Origin of the sequence: Pedobacter endophyticus (assembly GCF_015679185.1) — a bacterium.
In the GTDB taxonomy this organism is placed as follows: Bacteria; Bacteroidota; Bacteroidia; order Sphingobacteriales; family Sphingobacteriaceae; genus Pedobacter; species Pedobacter endophyticus.
Window position 1 is genome coordinate 2,540,266 of record NZ_CP064939.1, and the last position, 22,428, is coordinate 2,562,693.

Annotated in this window: 21 protein-coding genes; 10 read left to right on the plus strand and 11 right to left on the minus strand. The window is 41.6% G+C overall.

Annotated elements, in window-relative coordinates; translation table 11 throughout:
- The first annotated feature begins 25 nt into the window (after nt 1-25).
- The 3 genes from IZT61_RS10135 to IZT61_RS10145 are packed head-to-tail and all read left to right on the plus strand — an operon-like array spanning nt 26 to nt 1,383.
- The gene (locus tag IZT61_RS10135; protein WP_196101016.1) at nt 26-829 is read left to right on the plus strand and encodes a hypothetical protein; all 804 of its coding nucleotides are present in this window, start codon (nt 26-28) and stop codon (nt 827-829) included.
- Between the two features lie 21 nt (nt 830-850).
- Complete coding sequence (locus IZT61_RS10140; RefSeq protein ID WP_196101017.1) at nt 851-1,090, plus strand: hypothetical protein; 240 nt, start codon at nt 851-853, stop codon at nt 1,088-1,090.
- Entirely contained in the window at nt 1,090-1,383 is a 294-nt protein-coding gene (locus tag IZT61_RS10145; RefSeq protein WP_196101018.1) for a type II toxin-antitoxin system RelE/ParE family toxin, read from the plus strand. Before IZT61_RS10140 ends, IZT61_RS10145 begins: the two co-directional genes overlap by 1 nt.
- A 247-nt stretch (nt 1,384-1,630) precedes the next feature.
- Here the strand turns inward: IZT61_RS10145 and IZT61_RS10150 are convergent, their stop codons facing one another.
- The 5 genes from IZT61_RS10150 to IZT61_RS10170 form a co-directional block, all read right to left on the minus strand.
- The gene (locus IZT61_RS10150; RefSeq protein ID WP_196101019.1) at nt 1,631-2,830 is read right to left on the minus strand and encodes an MFS transporter; all 1,200 of its coding nucleotides are present in this window, start codon (nt 2,828-2,830) and stop codon (nt 1,631-1,633) included.
- Between the two features lie 496 nt (nt 2,831-3,326).
- Complete coding sequence (gene lpdA, locus IZT61_RS10155) at nt 3,327-4,733, minus strand: dihydrolipoyl dehydrogenase (RefSeq protein ID WP_196101020.1); 1,407 nt, start codon at nt 4,731-4,733, stop codon at nt 3,327-3,329.
- A gap of 298 nt (nt 4,734-5,031) precedes the next feature.
- On the minus strand, nt 5,032-5,700 hold the full coding sequence (locus IZT61_RS10160) for an HAD family hydrolase (protein WP_196101021.1): 669 nt from the start codon (nt 5,698-5,700) through the stop codon (nt 5,032-5,034).
- A gap of 91 nt (nt 5,701-5,791) precedes the next feature.
- Complete coding sequence (locus IZT61_RS10165; RefSeq protein WP_196101022.1) at nt 5,792-6,829, minus strand: esterase-like activity of phytase family protein; 1,038 nt, start codon at nt 6,827-6,829, stop codon at nt 5,792-5,794.
- Nucleotides 6,830-7,402: 573 nt separating this feature from the next.
- Nucleotides 7,403-8,269 (minus strand): DUF6515 family protein, encoded by an 867-nt coding sequence (locus IZT61_RS10170; protein ID WP_196101023.1) that lies wholly within the window; start codon nt 8,267-8,269, stop codon nt 7,403-7,405.
- 439 nt (nt 8,270-8,708) lie between these two features.
- On the opposite strand from IZT61_RS10170, the gene IZT61_RS10175 reads away from it, so the two are divergent.
- From IZT61_RS10175 to IZT61_RS10195, 5 genes are all read left to right on the plus strand, one after another.
- Nucleotides 8,709-10,577 (plus strand): CocE/NonD family hydrolase, encoded by a 1,869-nt coding sequence (locus IZT61_RS10175; RefSeq protein WP_196101024.1) that lies wholly within the window; start codon nt 8,709-8,711, stop codon nt 10,575-10,577.
- A gap of 158 nt (nt 10,578-10,735) precedes the next feature.
- The gene (locus IZT61_RS10180; protein ID WP_196101025.1) at nt 10,736-12,388 is read left to right on the plus strand and encodes a M1 family metallopeptidase; all 1,653 of its coding nucleotides are present in this window, start codon (nt 10,736-10,738) and stop codon (nt 12,386-12,388) included.
- 141 nt (nt 12,389-12,529) lie between these two features.
- Nucleotides 12,530-12,754, plus strand: a complete 225-nt coding sequence (locus IZT61_RS10185; protein WP_196101026.1) for a hypothetical protein — start codon at nt 12,530-12,532, stop codon at nt 12,752-12,754.
- A complete protein-coding gene (locus IZT61_RS10190; RefSeq protein ID WP_196101027.1) occupies nt 12,751-13,056 on the plus strand; it encodes a type II toxin-antitoxin system RelE/ParE family toxin in 306 nt (101 codons plus the stop codon). The genes IZT61_RS10185 and IZT61_RS10190 overlap by 4 nt, the downstream gene beginning before the upstream one ends.
- Before the next feature lie 146 nt (nt 13,057-13,202).
- Complete coding sequence (locus tag IZT61_RS10195; RefSeq protein ID WP_196101028.1) at nt 13,203-13,931, plus strand: head GIN domain-containing protein; 729 nt, start codon at nt 13,203-13,205, stop codon at nt 13,929-13,931.
- Nucleotides 13,932-14,147: 216 nt separating this feature from the next.
- Here IZT61_RS10195 and IZT61_RS10200 read toward each other — a convergent pair whose 3' ends face one another.
- Both IZT61_RS10200 and gldB read right to left on the minus strand, forming a co-directional pair.
- Nucleotides 14,148-14,951, minus strand: coding sequence for a patatin-like phospholipase family protein (locus IZT61_RS10200; protein ID WP_196101029.1), 804 nt, complete (start codon nt 14,949-14,951; stop codon nt 14,148-14,150).
- Nucleotides 14,952-15,133: 182 nt separating this feature from the next.
- On the minus strand, nt 15,134-16,168 hold the full coding sequence (gldB, locus tag IZT61_RS10205; protein ID WP_196101030.1) for a gliding motility lipoprotein GldB: 1,035 nt from the start codon (nt 16,166-16,168) through the stop codon (nt 15,134-15,136).
- 27 nt (nt 16,169-16,195) lie between these two features.
- Here gldB and IZT61_RS10210 point away from each other — a divergent pair, with 27 nt between their 5' ends.
- Nucleotides 16,196-16,876, plus strand: coding sequence for a porin family protein (locus IZT61_RS10210; RefSeq protein WP_196101031.1), 681 nt, complete (start codon nt 16,196-16,198; stop codon nt 16,874-16,876).
- 29 nt (nt 16,877-16,905) lie between these two features.
- Nucleotides 16,906-18,546: an NAD+ synthase gene (locus IZT61_RS10215; RefSeq protein WP_196101032.1), complete on the plus strand. Its 1,641-nt coding sequence runs from the start codon at nt 16,906-16,908 to the stop codon at nt 18,544-18,546.
- A gap of 614 nt (nt 18,547-19,160) precedes the next feature.
- Here IZT61_RS10215 and IZT61_RS10220 read toward each other — a convergent pair.
- The 4 genes from IZT61_RS10220 to lnt all read right to left on the minus strand — a co-directional run bounded on the left by IZT61_RS10220 (nt 19,161) and on the right by lnt (nt 22,349).
- On the minus strand, nt 19,161-19,577 hold the full coding sequence (locus IZT61_RS10220) for an OsmC family protein (RefSeq protein WP_196101033.1): 417 nt from the start codon (nt 19,575-19,577) through the stop codon (nt 19,161-19,163).
- Nucleotides 19,578-19,709: 132 nt separating this feature from the next.
- Nucleotides 19,710-20,231 carry a signal peptidase II gene (gene lspA / locus IZT61_RS10225; RefSeq protein WP_196101034.1) on the minus strand — a complete coding sequence of 174 codons (522 nt, stop codon included), beginning with the start codon at nt 20,229-20,231 and terminating at the stop codon, nt 19,710-19,712.
- Nucleotides 20,232-20,235: 4 nt separating this feature from the next.
- The gene (locus IZT61_RS10230; RefSeq protein ID WP_196101035.1) at nt 20,236-20,748 is read right to left on the minus strand and encodes a hypothetical protein; all 513 of its coding nucleotides are present in this window, start codon (nt 20,746-20,748) and stop codon (nt 20,236-20,238) included.
- Nucleotides 20,733-22,349, minus strand: coding sequence for an apolipoprotein N-acyltransferase (gene lnt / locus IZT61_RS10235; protein WP_196101036.1), 1,617 nt, complete (start codon nt 22,347-22,349; stop codon nt 20,733-20,735). The genes IZT61_RS10230 and lnt overlap by 16 nt, the downstream gene beginning before the upstream one ends.
- Nucleotides 22,350-22,428: the final 79 nt, after the last annotated feature.

The window sequence follows — 22,428 nt, forward strand, 5'->3', positions numbered from 1 at the left end:
TGGCTCAACATTGTATATTAGCCATATGTTTAGGTATCTTCTATCCCTGTTTCTTGTTGGCATTTCCTTGTTGGTTAAAGCCCAACATCCGCCCGTTTTCCCTGCAATGACAACCGATTCATCGTTTATTAAGTTGGCAAATTTAAATATCAACCTCGTAAAGTACAGTTACAAACCCAATGGAATCCGGTTTCTTGTTGTGCACGATAACGAAGATACTGGCGTAAAAGCCGGTTTTGATTATATACGTTGGAGCGGTGGAGAATTAATCGACAGCCAGTATGGGGGCGTTAGAGATTACGTTTTCACCCACATGGACGACCCTTACCGCATCGATCCAAATGCAATCTATACTGAAAAGGGAGTTAATACCCGCTTGAAAAAAATCCCCTACAGCTCAAACGAAGTCGAGAAACTGATTACTGATGCCGGAAAGCAAATTGTCGATTTTTATAACCCAAAAGAGATGGGCTATATTTTGACGTTGCACAATAACGCTGATGGTGGATTTGGCATTTCATCGTATCTACCGGGCTACGATTTATCGAGCACTGCAGATTCGGTGTACATCAACTTCGAAATGGATGGCGACGACCTGATTTATGTAACCGAGCCCCGGCTGTTTAGCAGTTTAAAAAAAGCGAACGTAAATGTAATTCTTCAATCGAAGTTTGCCGAAAACGACGGATCGCTTTCCGTATATGCCATGCAGCAAAATATTCCGTATATCAACGTAGAGGTTCAGCATGGCCACCTCGACGAAAATTTGCGATTAATTGAACTGGCAATTGCAACGCTTAAGGAATATGAATTGATTAGGAATGAATAATGAAATTTGGTAAATTTGATTATGAGTATACTGGTAAATACAAAGAACGAACGGGAAGAAAAAGTACTTATCGCTTTTCTGGATAGTCTCGACTATAAGTATCGATCAGATATTGATGAGACGGTTAATGAACCTGAAATTGTTTTTCTAGATCAATACAATAAAGAGATAGATCAGGCAGATGCTGAAGTGAACGACGGCGATTTCATTGAACACGATGACGTTGAGCTTTTATTTCAAAACAGACGCAAAACAGTTTAATGAAAATCAAGTGGAATAAATCTGCGGTAAAACAACTGCTGGATATTATCCAATATCTTGAAGAAAATGACGAGTTAGAATATGCCGAAAGATTAGAAAGTCGGATTCTCAGCAAAATTAAATCCATTCCAATACTGATCAATACTTTCCAACAGGACCGACTAAAACGGGAAAATGATGGCAGCTTTTTCGCATTCGAAATCGACAGCTATAGAATTTCTTTCAGACATTTACGGGATGATATCAGGATTCTTAGAATCAGACACACAAGCAGACGTCCTTACACCCGCTGATCATTATTCAATGGTCATTATTTACATCCTGAGCTTCCCGAGAAGTCGGGACAAGTAGTCGAAGGACTGACCCAAATGCTTGAAAGGGCGTTTCGACAGGCTCAACGTGACAAATTGAAATTGAATTTATCTTTTTGAGACAGCCTTTTGTACATACCAATGACTACAACCCAACTGTTTAGAAATTTGTGATTACATTAAGCGGTGGCTTACTAATAAACTAATGGCAAATGAACCAGTTTACCAATTATTCAATAGCCTTTATCTTTGTCACTAAAAAGCTAACTAACAAACCAAAGCAGCCAATAACAGCATAAGAATATTGCAGGCTGGATAATTCGGAAATACCACCAATTAACGGCGGGCCTAACAAAAAGCCAAAATAACTCACACTCGAAACGATTGCAATGGCTATTCCGGGGGCTACTTTACCGTTTTTGCCTGCCACACTGTAAACTGTGGGTACAATGCTCGAAACACCAATACCCACGAGCATAAAGCCTATTGTTGCCGTAATTACAAAAGGAAAAAACACAGAAGTAAACATCCCTGCGGAAATGATTAATCCACTAATTTTGATTGTTGTTCTTCTTCCTAGTTTTCCGATTATCTTATCGCCAATAAATCTGCCTGTGGCCATCATAATCATAAAAGAGGCGTAGCCCAAAATAACCAGCGAGCGGGGTGCATGAACAATATCTTTAAAATAAACGCCACTCCAATCGAACATTGCCCCTTCGGTTGCCATGCTGCAAAAGCCGATAATTCCTAACTGAATGAGGTTCCATTCGGGCATCACAAACTTTTTCGTCCGCACGGTAACCGCCCCTTTTCCGGGAACGAGATGATTGTGGTTTAACGCTACGTTTATAAAAATCAAAAAGCTTACGATCCAGAAATGGGAATAGGGTGTGATGTGTAAATTAACCATCAATAGTCCAATGAGCGCTCCGGTAAACCCAGCTATGCTCCATGCGCCATGAAAGGAAGTCATAATCGAACGACCGAACATTTTTTCAGCTTCGGCCCCCTGCGTATTTACCGATATGTTGCACATGTTACCCACTATGCCAAATATAAATAGAAATACGGCCAAGTGCCATGGTGCAGCGGCCAGCCCCAAATTGGTAAGTGCTAAAACGTAAAGCGGCGCAGTAATGGTAAGCACTTTCTTGCTCCCGAAGCGGGTTACCAAACGGCCCGAAATAATCATGGTAAAAAGTTGTCCTGCGGGAAGTGCCAACAAAATACTGCCCAGTTCGCCATCAGAAAGCCTTAAACTGTTTTTAATATCCGGAATTCGGCTTGCCCAGGACGCAAATGCGATTCCCTGCCCGAAGTAAAACAGTGCCACAGCAATACGGATACGATTTAAAGCACGCTCTGCAGTTTCGGGGAGAATGTTAACTTCATTAGTCGCTTCGCGATTTGCATTTATTTCTTCCAAAATAATCAGGATTTTAATGGTTTGGGATTTCCGATACAAAGTTCCTGAAATGGATTGGAAATCGAAACATTTATTTTCGATAAGTTCTCTCAGTCGTCATCTCTACCAAATTAAACCGTCATCTCGGCCTACCCGTCATCTCGACCGAAGCGGAGAGATCTTTTAATAAAAAAAGTCATCCGATGAATATGTGCCTTTCGCTATTATTCATCGGATGACTATTAATCAAGCCGTCATCTCGACCAATTTACCCGTCATCTCGACCAATTTACCCGTCATCTCGACCGAAGCGGAGAGATCTTTTAATGAAAAAAGTCATCCGATGAATATGTGCCTTTCGCTATTATTCATCGGATGACTATTAATCAAATCGTCATCCCGACCAAATTAAGCCGTCATCTCGACCGTAGCGGAGAGATCTTTATACCAAAAAGCCACCCGATGAATATATGCGCTTGGCAAGTTTCATCGGATGGCTTCAAATTTATGTTCTTAATTAAATATGTATCGCTCTGTTTTCAGTTGCAGCTAACGCAGCTTCTTTTAAGGCTTCGGTATAAGTGGGGTGAGCGTGACAGGTGCGGGCAATATCTTCTGCCGATGCACGGAACTCCATCGCAATAACTGCTTCTGCAATCATATCCGCAGCACGCGGGCCAATCATGTGTACACCTAAAACTTCATCAGTTGTAGCGTCGGCCAAAACTTTAACGAAACCATCAGTATCCATGCTCGCTTTTGCACGTCCGCTGGCTTTAAACGGAAATGAACCCGCTTTGTATTTTGTTCCTTTTTCTTTCAGTTGCTCTTCGGTTAAACCTACCGATGCAACCTCTGGCCAGGTGTAAACCACGCCGGGAATTAAATTATAGTTAATATGTGGCTTCTGTCCCGCAATAGTTTCAGCTACATAAGTACCTTCATCTTCTGCCTTGTGGGCCAACATGGCTCCGGTAATTACGTCGCCAATGGCATAAACGCCTTTAACCGAAGTTTCTAAATGTTCGTTTACCGGAACTTTTTTGCCTCTTTCTTCAACAGTGATTCCTATCTTTTCTAAGCCTAAGCCTTCGGTGTAAGCGGTACGACCAACAGCAACAATGCAGTAATCGGCCTCTAAAGAAATACTTTCACCTTTTGGAGTTTCGGCAGTTACGGTTACCGTTTTGCCTTTTGTAGTTGCTCCGGTAACTTTATGGCCCATGTAAAATTCCATGCCTAAGGTTTTCTTAAGCACACGTTGAAGCTCTTTGCCCAACCCGGCATCCATTGTACTGATGATGGATGGTAAGAACTCGACAACAGAAACTTTTGTACCCAACCGGGCATAAACTGAGCCCAACTCAAGGCCGATTACCCCTCCGCCAATTACAACCATCGTTTTAGGTACCTCTTTAATGTTTAAGGCTTCGGTAGAAGTGATGATGCGTTTTTTATCAACAGGCAAAAATGGTAAAACGGTTGGTTTTGATCCGGTTGCAATAATGACGTTTTTGGCAGATAATGTTTCGGTAGAACCATCGCTCTTGGTAACCAAAATAGTATTTTTATCAACAAAAGAACCCACACCTTCGTACGAATCGATTTTGTTTTTCTTAAATAAATACGTAATACCTGCGGTGTTTTGCGCAACAACATCGTCTTTGCGGGCGATCATTTGTTTCATATCAACCTGCAAATCTCTCAGGTTAATTCCGTGGGTTGTAAACGTATGAGCAGCGTTGTGGAAATGCTCCGAAGAATCTAATAACGCCTTCGATGGAATACAGCCTACGTTTAAGCAAGTGCCTCCAAACGTTTTGTACTTTTCTATAACTGCAGTTTTTAACCCTAGCTGCGCACAACGGATTGCGCCTACATAACCACCCGGGCCTGAACCGATAACAACGACATCGTATTGCATAATTTCTTTAAAATTTTGATTGTTCAAAGGTAGGGAAAAAAGCTAAAAGACTAAAGCTAAAAGACTGAAGAAGTCCGAAAGTCGGGAAGTCAGGAGGCCGGAGATTAAAAAGCTAAAAGCCGAAAGACCAAAGCTGAAAGAAGTCGGGAAGTCAGAAAGTCTGGAGATTAAAAAGCTAAAAGCCGAAAGACTAAAGCTGAAAGCTAAAAGTACCCGCCTGCTGCCAAGGCTGCGGTTGGGCTGCAACGCACATGAGTGCCAGTGCAAGGAACATGAATGCCAGTGCAGGAGTGCAGCCTTAGCCTATAATCTCATTTTCGAGCATGTAAGTTTTTGCGTGTTCAAAATTAAGAAACAATTGATCGGCGATTTTCAATTTCTGATGCGCCCGAACATTATTTTGAATGGCATAGCAAGTAATGCCAGCGGCCAAGGCCGATTTTACGCCATTAACCGTATCTTCGAAAACAATGCATTCGTCTTTCGCCAATCCCAGCATTTTTACACAAATATTATAACTTTCGGGGTCGGGTTTGCTCACCGTAACATCTGTACGGGTAACAAAAAGCTTGAAGTATTTAGCCAGTCCGTTTCGCTCAAAAACTGCTTCAACATCAACCCGGGGGCTGGCCGTTACCACAGCAAGCGTAAGTCCTTTTTCGTAAAAATACTGAACAAAATCTAATGCAAACGGCATCAATTCGATGTCTTTCGTTTTAAAGCCGTTGAAAGTAATCAGCTCTCTTCTATCGATAAAATCTGTGAGATCGGCATCAATTTTATATTTGTTTATAATGGCTTTTGCATTTTGTGGAAGCGGAATTCCGGCATAGTTAGAAAGCCAGTCTTTAAAATCGATAACAACGCCGTATTGGCTGAGAAATTCATTCCAGCAATCGAAGTGAAACCGCTCAGAATCTATCAATGTACCGTCTAAATCCAACAACAACGCTTTTATCTTACTCATATTTTTAAAATTAATGGCACAAAGTTAGAAGAATAGATAGATTTATACGCTTAAGACCTCGGACTAAGGACTTCGGACTCAAGACTTCAGACTAAGGTATTACTTCGAATAAGAAAAACTGCTGAACTTGTGCCTTTCCAAAGTTGTTATCTACGCAGAATACGAGCGAACGGTGGCCGTTAGCAAGCAGTGGGCCAAAAGTTACGCCCTCAATATTGTCGATATGCATATTTAAGCTATCAAAATCGAAAAGCAATTTCTTTACGAGCGGTTGTGGTGGATTGCTAATAAACGAAGGATTATCGATAACGTTTTCGGCGCCATCCAAATCAACAAGGTAAAGTTTCACAAAAGAATGGTCGTCGCGGCCTTTTGCCCAGGCCCGCTCCATTACTAACAAGGTGTGATTATTTACTGTTAATATCTCCGAGATTCCATTTAAATTCCAATCACTCGGCACCGTTGGATTTATGGGCAACGCATCGAGATTATACGCATATTGTGCCACGTTTTTGTTTTTAGCCACATCGAACTTCAAAATTCTCGTTAATGCCTTACCGTACTCAAAGTGCGATTGTTGCCCATCCTGATAAAGCGGTTCCTCTAAACTGGCATATAATGTTTTGTAATTATCGGCGTAGCTTAAACCTTCAAAGAAAGCATTTTTCCGAACGCCATATTGCTGCCTGGTAATGTGGAATCCATGTGGCAAAGGAACTGTGTCTAAATATTTGCCCGCTGTAGAAATGAAGGTTAGCGCCGGTTGAACAATTGTTGTATCGGTTTGGCGGAATAGCCGTTCGCCCTCATTGCTCCAAACCAAGGTGTTTTTGAGCGGATTATAGCGAATCGATTCGCCATCGGCTTTTGAGTTTTTGCCTTGTTGGTATTTAGGATATTGCGTGCCATCTTTCTGCGGAATAAATATAATTCCAGTTACTTTTACCGTATCTATCTTATTGTTATCAAGATCAATTTTCGCGGTGTAAATTCTTGCGGGACTGATACTGGAAGGATCGTCGCTGATGAGGTAATATTGATCGTTCTTCACATCGTAATCAATACCCGACAGACCGCCAACGGCAGTACTTTGAAAAGTAGAATTCAACGGCAGAACGAACTCGCTCAAAAATTTGATTGATGAAATTGATGTTTCCGTTTGCTTATGCGCTACATTTTTCGTCGTAACACAAGAAGAAAGCACCAGCAGGACAACAAAATATACAAAAGGTGCTTTTGAGGGCATTTTTTTCAAAATCGAACGGTTTTATCGACAAAAGTAGAGAAAATGTTGCTAGCAACGGGCTAAAAAAGAAGAGTACGTATCATAAAATATAGACGACGTTTTAAGCCGATCCTCTTTGCCGCGCAGGCGGGAATCTTAGCGCCCTAGCAATAACATCGCAATCAAGCTGAAAACGCTCGTTCATAGTTGACGTTCCATTGATCTGGCTAACCGACAGATCAAGTCGCTGATAGCGATAATCGTTGCATAAACTCCAAAACAGACGACGTTCATTTTACTGTCATTCTAAGGCCCGAAAATGCAAAGCAGGTACGAATATAAATTTCCAAGCGCTGGAACACTCCCTACAATAGACCACCTGCCAAAATGGTGAACGTATGGGGATAAACTAAAGTTGGTGCTCGTAGCGAACAGATTCTTCGTGCCTCAGAATGACAAAAAAGTATGATGCTTCTCTTAAAACAACTTTCCGATTACGCGGTAAGATACCTTGTCTCCATCCACCACTTCTTCGTAGTAAACATCATCAGGAGAAACGAAATATTTTTCGTTTTTGATGGTAACCTCTCTGCAACCTTCGGGCAACTCGGTAATCATGTCGCCAATTTGATGCGCATTAACCGATCCATCGGCTGTATTCAGCACACCATCTTTGCCCGCAACAATGTACACAGTTGCGCCTTCGGCATTTTGTCCCTGAGTATAGTAAACACCTTTGTATTCATAATAATCGATGCCATTTATCGTAACCAAATTTGCCTCTTCGGGTAAGTTGGGAACTTCGGCACCAACTGGCGGAACTACTACTTCGTATTGATTGTTATTTTGCTGATAAAACAATCCACCAGAATAATAAAACTGATTTGCGCCATAATAGAACGGATAGTATCCGTAAGGTAAAACGCCAATCCTGATTCCCAAAAATGGGCGGTAGAAGTTGTAATAACTATAATATGGGCGATAATATGGCCTTCCGAACCCCGGGCGATAGCCATAGCTCGGTCTGTACCGATAAGCCGATCGGTAACTGGGGCGATAACCCGGCCTGTTATAACTATAGCCCGGGCGACCTGGCCTAATGCTGCTGTTATTTGTCCGAGGTACATAACTACCTCTGTTTGGCGCCTGCGAAATTCTGTTGCCCGAGGGTGCTCGCATTGATGGACCTCTGGAAATTGATCCGCCTCTTGAGGGCGACACGGCACCAGATCTACCACCGCCACCCCTGCTTGGCCGTTGTGCCGAAACACTTTCAACGCTTAAGGTTGCAATCATCGCTGCTGCAGCGAAAACAACCAATCCTTTATTTAATAACCTTTTCATTTTGTGGTGTTTAATTCGATTAACTATATGACGATGAAAACCCGCGAAAGATTGCTCACAAAGCCATTTTAACTAAATTTTGATAAAGGAATGACGAATTAAGCTAAAAGACCAAAGCTGAAAGGCTAAAGCTGTGCTACGGGCATTTTAAAGCTGAAAGACCAAAGCTGAAAGACTAAGCTGTGCCACGAGCATTTTAAGCTCAAAGGTAAAAGACAAAGTTATGCCGCGGGCATCTATTGGCGAAAAGATTAAAGTCAAACAAATCGAAAACACGGTTTGAAGCACCCAATCTTATTACTCGTTACTGGATACTCAATACTCATTACTCAATACTCATTACTCATTACTCATAACTAACAAACCTTTTACCAGCGGCATTTTTGTTATGCGTTTGCAATCGCCTATCTTTAAAACTTTATTCTAAAAAAACTATTAAATGAACTTTTCGCGATTTCTTAGCCTCTTATTTTGTCTGTTTGTTTCCAGTAAATTGTTTGCTCAGCAAACCGATTCGGCGTATGTTAGAGAAAACTATACCAAAATTGAACGTCAAATCCCAATGCGTGACGGGGTGAAGCTGTTTACGTCGATTTATATTCCCAAAAATCAAACCAAAAAGTATCCGTTCCTCATTAACAGAACGCCTTACACGGTTGCTCCTTATGGAGAGGACAAGTATAAAACAAGCCTCGGAAATTTTCCGGCGATGATGCGTGAGGGATTCATTTTTGTGTATCAGGATGTGAGGGGCCGTTGGATGAGCGAAGGCACTTTTGCCGACATTCGCCCACAAACTACCCAAAAAGGAAAAACGGCTATCGATGAAAGTACAGATACTTACGACACGATCGACTGGCTGCTAAAAAACATTAAAGGGAACAATGGAAATGCGGGAATTTATGGAATTTCTTATCCCGGCTTTTACTCTACTGCCTCGCTGCCCAATGCACATCCTGCGCTAAAGGCGGTTTCGCCGCAGGCCCCGGTAACGGATTGGTTTATGGGCGACGATTTTCATCACCGAGGTTCGCTGTTCGTAATGGATGCTTTCAGTTTTATGAGCAGCTTTGGTGTTCCGCGTCCCAATGCAATTACGCCCGACAAGGGGCCCAAGGGCTTTCAATTTCCGATTCAGGATAATTATCGCTTTTATTTGGAAGCAGGATCGGTAAAGAACCTCAAGGATAAATATTTTGCGGATAGTATTCAATTTTGGAACGATCTGTTTAAACATCCAAATTTGGATACCTTTTGGAAAGCACGGTTAATTACCCCGCATTTAACTAAGGTAAAGCCCGCAGTAATGGTTGTTGGTGGCTTTTTCGATGCTGAAGATGCGTACGGAACGTTTGCCACTTACAAAGCCATTGAAAAACAAAATCCCAACGCCAACAACATTTTGGTTGCGGGACCATGGTTCCACGGCGGATGGGTACGCAGTGATGGTTCTTATTTCGGCGATATTACTTTCGGAAAAACCACCAGCATCGATTATCAGCAACAATATGAACTGCCATTTTTTAAGCATTATTTAAAAGGAGAAGGAACCTTTAATCCTGCTGAAGCCAATATTTTCGTAACTGGTTCAAACGAATGGAAAAAGTTTGCAAGCTGGCCGCCAAAAGATGTAGAAACCAAAAATTTGTACTTACAGGCTAATGGCAAGCTGAGCTTTGAAAAAGTAGGCCGTACGGATAGTTGGGATGAATATGTGAGCGATCCGAATAAGCCGGTTCCTTATCAAGATGGAATTCAAGCAAGGCGAACAAGAGAATATATGATCGACGACCAGCGTTTCGCGTCGCGGCGACCGGATGTTCAGACTTATGAAACCGATGCCTTGACGGAGGACATTACATTAACAGGCCCGATACTGGCAAATCTGGTGGTTTCGACCACTGGAACGGATGCCGATTATGTTGTGAAACTGATTGACGTTTATCCGGAGGATGCGCCTAATCCGACGCCTAATCCAAAAAATTTAGTCATGGGCGGCTACCAAATGTTGGTTCGCGGGGAGATTATGCGTGGAAAATACCGCAATAGCTTCGAAAAACCTGAACCCTTTGTTCCTGGAGTAATCACCAAAGTGAATTATCCCTTGCCCGACGTGGCGCATACCTTTAAAAAAGGACATAAAATTATGATCCAAATTCAAAATTCGTGGTTTCCACTAGCCGACCGTAATCCACAGAAATTTATGGATATTTACCAGGCGGATCGAGGCGATTTTCAAAAAGCCACGCAGAGGATTTACCACGATGTACATAACAGCTCGTTTATTACGGTTTCGGTGTTGAAATAGGGTAGATGAATTGATTTTGATTGATTAAAAATATAAATTCAAGCCATACAACGAATACTTAAAGGTCGTCGTTGCGAGGCACGAAGCAATCTAACAAATTGAGGGATAACAGGTTAGCAGATTGCTTCGTGCCTCCCAATGACGAAAAATTGGAAAATATGAAAAAACTACTCACTTTCTTTGCACTTGCATTAAGCATTACAACTTTAAACGCTCAAATGCTTGGCAAAAACCAGGTCAATTCGCGAGCTGATAGCTTGCGGGGAAGCCTTACGCCCTTGCGTACCTGTTACGATATTAATTACTATCACCTGGATGTTAAAATTGATATCGATCAGAGATCGGTATCGGGCAGCAACGAATTCAAATTTACCGCTACCCAAGATTTTACAAAACTTCAATTTGATTTATTTGATAACCTTAAGGTAGACAAAGTAGTTTATAATGGCAACGAACTTAAATACACCCGCGAGTACAATGCGGTGTTTGTAACTTTTCCAAAAGCCATCAAGAAAGGCACCGAGGATAAGTTTACGGTTTTTTACTCGGGAAACCCTATAGTTGCGAAACGTGCTCCCTGGGATGGCGGCTTCATCTTTAACAAAGATTCTGCAGGCAACCCTTTCGTTTCCGTTGCCTGCCAAGGGCTGGGCGCCAGCGTTTGGTGGCCAAATAAAGATCATCAGAGCGATGAAGTAGATAGTATGCTTATCAGTATAAGCGTGCCCAAAGATTTGCAAGAAATATCTAACGGACGGTTGAGAAACACCGTTGACAAACCTGATGGTTACAGACAGCACAACTGGTTTGTAGCGAACCCGATCAACAACTACGACGTAACTTTTTACATTGGTAAATATTCGCATTGGGAAGATAGTTATGCTGGTGAGAACGGTAAGTTGACGATCGATTATTGGGCCTTACAAACCGACAGTGCGAAAGCCCGTCCGCATTGGGATGCCGATGTAAAGCCCATGTTGAAATCGTTTGAATACTGGTTTGGCCCTTATCCATGGTATAAAGATGGCTACAAGCTGGTGCAGGCGCCACACCTCGGAATGGAGCATCAAAGTGCTGTTGCCTACGGAAACCAATTTAAAAAAGGTTATTTAGGTCGGGATTTAAGCGGCACCGGGCATGGCTTAAAATGGGATTTCATCACCATTCACGAAAGTGGTCATGAGTGGTTTGGCAATAACATTACCTCGAAAGACATTGCTGACATGTGGCTACATGAAGGATTTACCAATTATTCTGAAGTACTGTTCATCGAATCGACCGAAGGAAAAGCGGCTGCCGACGAATATGTGCTCGGCATTCGAAAAATCATTCAGAACGACATCCCGGTTATTGGCCCATATGGTGTAAATAAAGAAGGATCGGGCGATATGTATCCGAAAGGCGCAAATTTAATTCATACCATTCGCCAGTTAATTAATAACGACGAGAAATTCAGACAAATCCTGCGTGGTTTAAACAAAACTTTCTATCATAAAACGGTGACGACAGCAGACATTGAAAATTATATTTCCAAAAATAGTGGGTTAAAACTTGATAAGGTTTTCGATCAATACCTGCGCCATACCAAAATTCCTGTGTTAGAATACAAAATCAATAACGGCACGCTTTCTTACCGCTGGGTAACAGATGTTGTTGGCTTCGACATGCCGGTAAAAGTAACGTTAAAAGCCAACCATTATACTTTGATAAAGCCGACAAACGATTGGAAAACAATTAAGGTTGATGATTCGGTGACCACAGAAAACTTCAACGCCGATCCGTTGTTTTATATCAATCTGAAAAAAGGCTAAGGTCATAATGGCGACCTAACGCTTGCCTGTTTTTTAGTTAATCATTGATCAACTAACAGATTTATTTGTCTGTTGGTTTGCTGTTGTAGCTAACGCGATATGATTGATGTTTTTTTGTAAATTTGTTTAAAAGATCACAAAATGAATATTCAGACAACAAAATTGGAATTATTGAAAACCATATTGGAAAATGAAAATTCCGAGTTCATCCAACGTGTCGCTGATTTTGTGAAAAACGAAAATGCTGACATCTGGCGAGATTTGACTGTATCTGAACAAGCGGAAATTAAAAAAGGAATTGCAGAATTAGAAAGAGGCGAGAGAGTTTCATATGAATCGTTTTTAACGAAGATTTTTAACGGATGAAAGTATTTCTATCCGAACTTGCCGAATCAAAGCTCGTAGAACTTTCTGACTATTTGATAGAGAAGTGGGATTTACAAACGAGGGACAAGTTCATAGCAAAACTGACAAAAAAAATTGAGCGGATTTCTATTCAACCAGACAGCTGTCCAAAATCGGCAGAGTTCGACAATCTTTATAAATGTATTGTGACAAAACAAACGACATTTTACTATCGAGTGTTAACCGAACACAATGAGATAGAAATAATCACAATCTTTGATTCCAGGCAACATCCAGACAAATTAAAAAAAGATATAACTTAAAAATTGTATTTGGTTAGGTGATCCGAGAGGGAAATAAAAATCGAAGTAAATTAAGCGCCAAAGCAACTTTTTTATAAAATAATCGTCTTATAAAAAAACGGTAATTTTATCGCCTTGTAACTATTAACATTTACAACAGTACAATCATGAAAAAAATATTCTCTATTTTATTAGTCGCAACACTTGGACTTGCAGCTAAAACGGAAGCCAAAGAGCAAATCAACATTTCTTATTCCAGTAATCAGGATGACGACAGAGATGTAAGAAACTTTAGTGGCGTGGCTGCTGCAGGGCCCATCAATGTGGTTTTAACGTTAGGAAATACCGAAAGTTGCAGACTGGAGGGTGATGCAGAAGCCTTGGCTACAATCGTTACCGAAGTAAAAGGAAATGTATTGGTTATTCGTCCGCAAACCAGCATTACAAGTTGGTCGAAAAAATATGAAAGCAAAAAAATTACGGCTTATGTTACCGCCAAAAACATCAGCAGCTTAACCATGAGCGGCTCAGGAAGCATGGTGGTAAATGGCAAAGTAGATGCACAAGCATTGGCGGTAACCTTAAGTGGTTCTGGAAGCATTAAAGTAGCTGCCGACGCCGATAACCTTAATGCGGTAATGAGCGGATCTGGCTCGATAAATATCAGTGGATCTGCAGATCACGCTAAAATTGTGATGAGCAGCTCGGGCAGTTTCGCCGGAAAAACATTTTCTGTAAACACCTTATCCGCAACAATTAGTGGCTCGGGACAGGTTAACATCAAAGCGAATGACAGTATTAAGGCCGTAATCAGCGGATCGGGCAGTGTAAACTATTCTGGCAATGCGACCGTTGAAAAGACCGTTTTCGGTTCTGGCCGCGTAAGAAAGGTATAATTTAGATATAAGTGATTTCTGAAGCCTCGAAGTGATTCGGGGCTTTCACAGTTATCGGCGTGTTCACTACAGCATTCCCAGCTGTAAAAAGCAAAACACATCCTCTTAAAAACACAACGCACATCGTTATTTCCACGAAGCATGAGGAGAAATCTGTCGGCGTAGCACTTGCTTGGATTTTGACAGATATTTGTGTTAAACAAACTCGAAACCAATCTACTTCGTAATCAGCTCCCTGATTGTTGGCGTATTCTTTATGGTAATCAGGGCTTCTTCGTGGGCGAGCCAATAAATGTCTTCTGCTCGTTTCATGTCAAAAGTACTAATTGCCCCAAGTCCCTTTGGCTCGATCATTACATTGCAAAACTTTGCTTTCCTTTCCATATCGTGATTGATCGACATTACGCCAGCCCTGCCCATGAGGTTGGTGATGCCCGTAATCTTATCCACCGGCTTTAAATGGTTACACGAAGATCCAATAATGAAGTCACAGTTTTCCATCAAAGGCTCAACCGGAAAATTGTTTAAGATGCCCCCATCAACAAACATTTGTCCGTCGATCATAATTGGTTTAAAGATACCCGGAATGCAACTCGAAGCATGCACAGCCCGAATAAGAGGACCTTTTGTAAAATAAACCAACTTTCCCTCGCTAAAATTTACCGCGGCAATAGTTAGCGGAATCTTAAGCTTTTCGATCGCATTTTCGGGAAAGTATTCCTTTAAAATCAATGATGTGTTCTCAATATTGATTAAGCCCAAAGAACCCACTGCTGGCCGAACAAAACGCCACAATTTCGTTCTGAGAAAAATGCTCAGCCCTTCTTCGGGATCGATGCCAGCAGCAAAAAAAGCCCCGGCAATGGCGCCTGCGCTGGTACCACTGATGTGACTAAACGTAATACCCAAGTTACTGAATGCCTTTAACACGCCAAGGTGCGCTATGCCCCTAATGCCTCCGCCTGATAGTACGATGCCAACCCTAATTTTTGGCTTATTGATTATTGGTTCATTTGTCATTGGCTCATTAATTTCGGTAGTTCATTAGTTCAATGGTCATTAGTTCGCTAATTCTTCAGTCATCGGATGAATTCCTAACAGGATCGCTAGATTCATCCGATGACTAATTCATTAGTTAATTGGTTGATTGGCCATTGTTGATTGATCATTGGTTATTGCTCATTGTTTATTGGCTCCTGCTCCTATTTCTGTTTTGGTTTGTATTTAGATAGATTCAGTATCTTCTGCGTATCGTTATCTGCCATCAACTGTTGCAAGCTAACCTTTGGATTTTCTTCCATGTATTTTTTCACAATCTGCCAGCCAACCCACACGCCGAGCTTTGGCGCCGAATCTCTGTTTTCGCCCAAACCGGGGGTAAAAGGGCCTTCCGACAAAAAAACCTGAATCTTTTGATAATCGGTTTCGAACAGATCATTGTTCTCCAAAAAATACGCCCAGATGTCGCCCTCAAAATTTTGCACCCAGTCTAATTGTGCCGAACTGTAACCGATTTTTGTAGAATCTGCAGTATTTTCTGGCAGTACCTGATCGAGAAAATACAATATCTTACCCTGGAATATCATTTTCGATAGCAAAGTTCTGTTTTCGTCAGGCTCGGCAAAAAGCTCCTCATGCGCATAGGTTTCTGCCACCCGCGGAACAATGTATTCGGGAGTAAACCTCCGCGATAAATATAACGGAACGCTTTGAACAATAGCTTTGTAAAACTTGCTATCCTTCCCCAGAAACATATCCAGACCTATACCCAGGTAATTGTCGCCCACCGGCATTTGATAAGCAAAACCCGATGCAAAAGCGATAAACCTTGGCAGTTTGGCTTTTGGATAATAATATTTGATGTATTTAAAAGTCTCGGTGAGTCCTTGCTCCTGTGCTTTCAAATTGGGGAAAACACTGTCCACTTCCTTCGTCAAATCGGTATAAGCCTGATCATTAAAAAGCGTCGACAGTACTTCTGCATTGCTATACTCTGGCGATCCAACCATTTTATGAATGTAATCGTCGTAAAAAAAGCCGTATTTCCTGAGCAACAAACTATCCGCCTCTTTTGGATCAGTAGCCTTGAGCGAAAACAATTCTTTATCGAATCTTTCAATCTTTATCTCCAGATTTATGTTACTTACATTAGGCCTGTTACTACGATTGCAGGAAATAAATAGAATAGCAAAAAGAAAAATTAAATAAATTTGCTTGCGTTTTACGTTATACATCATGTAAAGCAAATATAATTAACAAAAAGCATGAAAAGAGTAACGACAATTTTAATTTTATCATTTTTAAGCGTTAACGTTTGGGCGCAAACTCCCCTCCTTTCCAATTACGGATTCAGGCTCGGTTTAACCGCCTCGCCAACCATTGGCTGGGTAAAACCCGAGCAAGGCAAAACCAACAGCGTGAGTCTGGGCTTCTCCTATGGATTAATAGGCGATTTTAACTTTGCACCAAACTACAGCTTTTCTACGGCGCTTACCATCACTACAATTAACGGCAAAAGCACCGAAGTTAACGTTCCGCCATATTATGCAAATAATACGCCCGGCAATACGGTTCCCGTGGCTTACGATTTGAAATACAAGCTTCAATACGTTGAATTACCATTAACCGTAAAGCTTAAAACGCTTAAAGAGGATGGCAAGCGTTGGTACGGACAATTCGGATTGTCGAACGCATTTAATATCAGTGCAAAGCAAGATGCGACCCAAAGCAGCGGCAAAGTGGGCAATAACCAAAACATTTCAGATCATACCAAGTTTTACCGCGGTGGACTACTCATCGGGGCCGGGGGCGAGTTCGATATTTCGGGCAACACAAGCATTCTTGCGGGCTTAACTTTTAACAATGGGTTTACCAATATCACAAACGACGATAATCGCGACACCCGCAACCATTTCATCACATTAAATTTCGGTCTCTTTTTCTAAATAATCAGTTATCATTAAAAGCAAATACAATGAAAATAGCTTTAGCGCAACTCAACTATCATATCGGCAATTTTGAGGCAAATACGAAGAAAATAATCGAAACCATACAGGCTGCCAAACAAAAGGGAGCAGATTTAGTCGTATTTGCCGAGCTTGCTATTTGCGGCTACCCGCCACGCGATTTTTTGGAGTTTGATGATTTTATTTCGCTGTGCGACCAGGCTGCACATGAAATTGCAGCGCACTGCGTCGGAATTGCCTGCATTGTGGGTTTGCCGATTAAAAACGATATCCCGCAGGGGAAAGATTTATTTAATGCCGCTTATTTTATCGAGGATGGAAAGATCAAATCGACGGTTAAGAAAGCGTTGCTGCCCACTTACGATGTTTTTGACGAATACCGTTACTTTGAACCGGCTACCGATTTTAAATGTATCAATTTTCGGGGCAAAAAAATAGCTTTAACCATTTGCGAAGATCTTTGGAACATAAACGATAACCCGCTATATGTTTCGAACCCGATGGATGAACTGATTAAAGAGCAGCCCGACATGATGATTAACATTGCCGCTTCGCCTTTTTCGTACACCCATGATGATGAACGCATTCAGGTATTGGGCGATAATGCAAAAAAATACAACCTTCCGGTTTTTTATGTCAACCAGGTTGGCGCCCAAACGGAGATTATTTTTGACGGGGGCTCGCTGGTTTTTGATGCCGATGGCGCCATGAAGGCCGAAATGAAATATTTTGAAGAGGATTTGCAGGTATTTGATTTGGAAGAGATATTGAACGTCCGGAATAAATACCCCAAAATGGAAAGGCTAACTGATATTGAGCAAATTCACGATGCATTGGTATTGGGCATTAAAGATTATTTCGGTAAATCGGGCTTTAAACAGGCTGTTCTGGGTTTATCTGGCGGCATCGATTCGGCAGTGGTGTGTGCACTGGCCTGTAGCGCATTGGGCGCAGAAAATGTGATGGCGGTTTTAATGCCATCGCAATATTCGTCAGATCATTCGGTACAGGATGCTTTGGATCTGGCAAACAATATCGGTTGTAAGCACGAAATTATCGCAATAAAAGACGTTGCCGAACAATTCGATCATATTTTGGCACCTGCATTTAAGGGCTTACCGTTCGATCTGGCCGAAGAAAATATTCAAGCCCGCATTCGCGGAATTATCAACATGGCCATGAGCAACAAGTTCGGCTACATTTTGCTCAATACTTCTAACAAAAGCGAGTGCGCAGTGGGCTACGGAACCTTATACGGCGATATGTGTGGGGCCATTGGTGTAATTGGCGATGTGTATAAGACGCAGGTTTTCGAACTGGCGAGGTTTATCAATAAAGAGCGAGAGATTATTCCCGTTAACACCATAGTAAAACCGCCTTCAGCCGAATTGAGACCCGATCAAAAAGATTCTGATTCGCTACCTGAATACGACGTGCTCGACACCATTTTATACCAGCATATTGAAAAAAAACAGGGCTCGAAAGCAATTATTGCACAGGGTTTTGATGAGGCACTGGTTCGAAGGATTTTGAAGATGGTGAATATTGCAGAGTTTAAACGCTACCAAACGCCCCCAATTTTAAGGGTTTCGCCAAAAGCATTCGGTATGGGAAGGCGCATGCCAATTGTAGGCAAGTACATGGCTTAAGGGCCGAGGGTTTAGAAGTCGGGAAGTCTGAAAGTCGGGAGTCCGAAGTTTAGATGCAAAGCCAGCCTAAGACTGTTATGCTGAGTTTTAATTTTTCAAAAAATCGATATGAGTGACGTCGTTTTTAAGAAGAATGCTTCTAAGAGGCGTCGTCATTTCGAGCGTAGCCGAGAAATCTCTATTAAAGGTTCAAAGATTTCTCCACTTCGGTCGAAAGGACGGTTTTTAGGGTATTTACAAAAAACCTCAATGGTAGTGCAACGCGTGTCCCGATGCTTCGGGGAAGGATCTTCAAGCAACGGAGGCCTAACCGACGACGAACCACAAGCCAAAAAACATGGAAGGAAGCGGGGTCGGCAGGGTTTAGGGCAATAGGTAACAGATTCTTCGCTATTCTAAGAATGACAAGGTCTGGAGGGCTCTTTGCGTTTGAGGTCAGGTAAATTTGTTCAGACAATACAGAACAAATTGAAATTCGACAGCTACTTAGAGATATATCTTAGACCGTCTAAATAGGCTGTGCCTTACCACGACAATAAAGTAAAAAGTCCTCCGATGAATCCTCTGCAAATTGCCTGTTATTCATCGGATGACTAAGATTGGACTAAAAGATATTATGCTAAAGTAGCATCAACTGTAATAGAAGTATTTAATAGTTTAGAAATTGGGCAGTTCTTTTCTGCGTCAGCTACAAGTTCATCAAATTTTTCTTGCGATAAATCGGGAACACTTGCCGTTAATGTTAAGTGCGACTCTACAATTTCTCCTTTTGATGGGTCTAAATTGATCTCGCATTTGGTCTCTAATTTATCAGCAGTAAACCCAGCCTCGGCTAAATTGGCCGATAATTTCATGGTGAAGCAGCCGGCATGTGCCGCCGCGATCAATTCCTCTGGATTTGTGCCTACCCCTTCCGCAAAACGAGAGTTAAATGAATATTGTGTATCGCTTAACGTAGTGCTTTGCGTGGTTAATTTACCACTGCCCTCTTTAATAGAACCTTGCCAAACGGCTGTTGCATTTCTTTTCATAATGATGTTTTTAGATTGTTTAATACACCTAAAGGTAAATATATGTTTGCAGAAACCGCACCCAATTATTAAAAACGTGTTTACAATTTACCCGATGATGTTAAAATCTCACATCCGCAACAAAGACTTATTTTATTCTACATCTTGCACCATTGTTGTCTTTTTCTTCTCCTTAAATGATTGAAGTAAAAGAATGCCCACGCCAATCATGATCGAAACATCTGCAAAATTGAATACGCCGGTTTGAAAAATGAAAAAGTCCATGTGCATAAAATCGGTAACCGAGCCATGTACAATCCGATCGTACAGGTTTCCCGTTCCGCCACCGATCAAAAAACATAGTGCGATTTGCATACTTACGGAAAGGTCTCTTTTGGCAAACAAAAAATACAGTCCGTAACCAAGCAGTAAAAGTGGCAGGCCAGTTAAGATAATCAGCCTGAAAAAGTAGGGCATATTATCGCCCAGACTTAAAAAAGCACCGGTATTTTCTACCTTCAATAGCGTAAAACGATCTTTAATGATACTAATGTGTTCGTATTCGCTGATTTCGTTACGCACAATTTTCTTCGAAATTTGATCGCAGCCGAAATTGAGTGTCAACAATAATATTAAGAAACTCCAACGAAGGTTTTTAATTTTGATATTTTTCATGGCGTTAATTGTAAATCACCTCCGATTTAGGTATTACGATGTGTTTGTTCATTTCTGGAATTTTTGTTCTTAATGATTCTTCTTTTTCTGAGTCTGCATTCACAAAATACCATGTGTTCCCCCCATTGTAAGAAATGCCAAAGATATAGACTGTCGATTTTGCAATTGTCTCGTCGATTTGCATTTCCATGTTTTGTGGCATTACACATTGAATTGTTTTCTCATCTGTGATTATCTGAGTTGGCTTCCCAAGTATCACCTTTTTAATTTGTACTTTTTGATTTCTCAAAGTTTCGATAGCAATCTTTATAGTTTTCAAGGCTTTCTTCTGTCCTCCAAAATCTTCAATTATCTTTGGATGTGTATACCTTAAAAGCGTGTTATAATCTCCTTTTTGGAAAGCAACTAACATATCGTTGGCCTGTTTGTTAAGGTTATCCAGATACGGTTGTGCTTTTACTGCTATGCTTGTTGAAACAATGAATAATAAAATTAAGATGCTTATTTTCTTACCCATTTTTTGTAAGGAATAATTAAGGCGAGAATGATAGCTAACACCGATAAAAATTTGGCAATAACATCGCCGCTTTTCACATAAAAAGTAATTTCATCATTCAGGTTGATATCGGCCTTCAAGGCCGTTCGGGTCCACCATTTGGTACTTTGCGTAACGTCGCCCCGTTGGTTAATGAAACAAGAAATGCCAGTATTGGCCGAACGGGCAACATCGCGACGGGTTTCTATAGCTCGTAATTTTGCATACATTTCGTGCTGGTCTTTTCCCGAAGTGTTTCCCCACCAACCATCGTTGGTAATAATGGCGATGAACTGTGCGCCATCCTTAACCTGCTGTCCGATCCAATCGCCCCACAAACTTTCATAACAAACTACAGGTGCAGCACCAATCCCACTTTGCGCATAAAGCACGCTTGGTTTCTCTTGCCATCCCCAACCGCTTACGCTCCCTCCGAGCTTGGAGAATACGCCATCCATAAATGAAAACACTTTCGGAAAAGGCATTTTTTCGGCTCCGGGTACCAACTTCGATTTGTGATAAAACTGAATGTTCGCAGAATTTTCTAACTGCATTGCCGAATTAAAATTATCGTAATATTGCCCGCTACGGTCATCGAACTTTGCCGAAACAGTACGCTTATCGGGGTAAACTTTAATGGTTTCGATGCCCGTAATGAGCGAACCATTCTTGTATTTGTTTAAATAGTTCTGCAAGTCGATTATTTCCTGATAAGTCCTAATCCGCTCCTCATCTGCATAAATAGGAATTGCAGTTTCTGGCCAGATGATGTACTCGGTATTGGGTTGGGCCAACGAATCGGTTAAATGCGTTAGGATCTTAATTTGCTCTGCAGGCGGAATATCGCTCAGCTTCAAATAAGGATCGATGTTAGGCTGCACCACAACAACGTTGCTTGGCGTACCTTTTTGCACCGAAGTAAAATATTTTGTTAATGAAATGCCGATTGGAATAATGACCACTAAAACCCATATGGCCCATGGACGAAATTTTAGGTATCCCGTTTGCGATTTAAACTTCCGGTAAGCTTCGAAGGCCAGAATATTACTTAGCAAAATCCAGAGTGAGCCGCCATACACACCGGTATAATCATACCATTGTGCCAGTTGATGCATGCCTGCCAAACCATTTCCCAGGGTCATCCAGGGGAAAGCCAGATCCCACGTTTGCTGTAGATATTCCAGCGCAATATAAAAAGAAATAAGGCCCAAATAGGCAATGCGCTTATTGGCATACTTGCTTAACCTGTAATATAGCCAAAAGGCGAATGTCATTAACAGCGCACCCAAACCGTAAGGAATTATCAACACGGGGATAGCGGTTAAAGCACCATTGTAGGCACTTATGGCGTTATAAACCCAATAAATTGATGCCGTATTCCATACCAGGAACGTTAATCCAGCGGTTAAGAATATGTGCCTGCCTGTTTTCGGTGTCACACGATTACCAACGGCCTCAAGTGCAATAAACAGCGGAACCAAAGCGATCAATAGCAAAGGTGTTGTAAAATGCATTGGCGGCCAGGCTAGCCAAAGTAGCAAAGCGCTTAATAACGCGAGCAGGTAGGTTTGTTTTGATTTCATATTATTAACTTGTCACGCTGGGGAACGAAGCATCCCAAGCGAAGAAATGCTAGCTTCAAAGAAGCACAAATTGTGAATG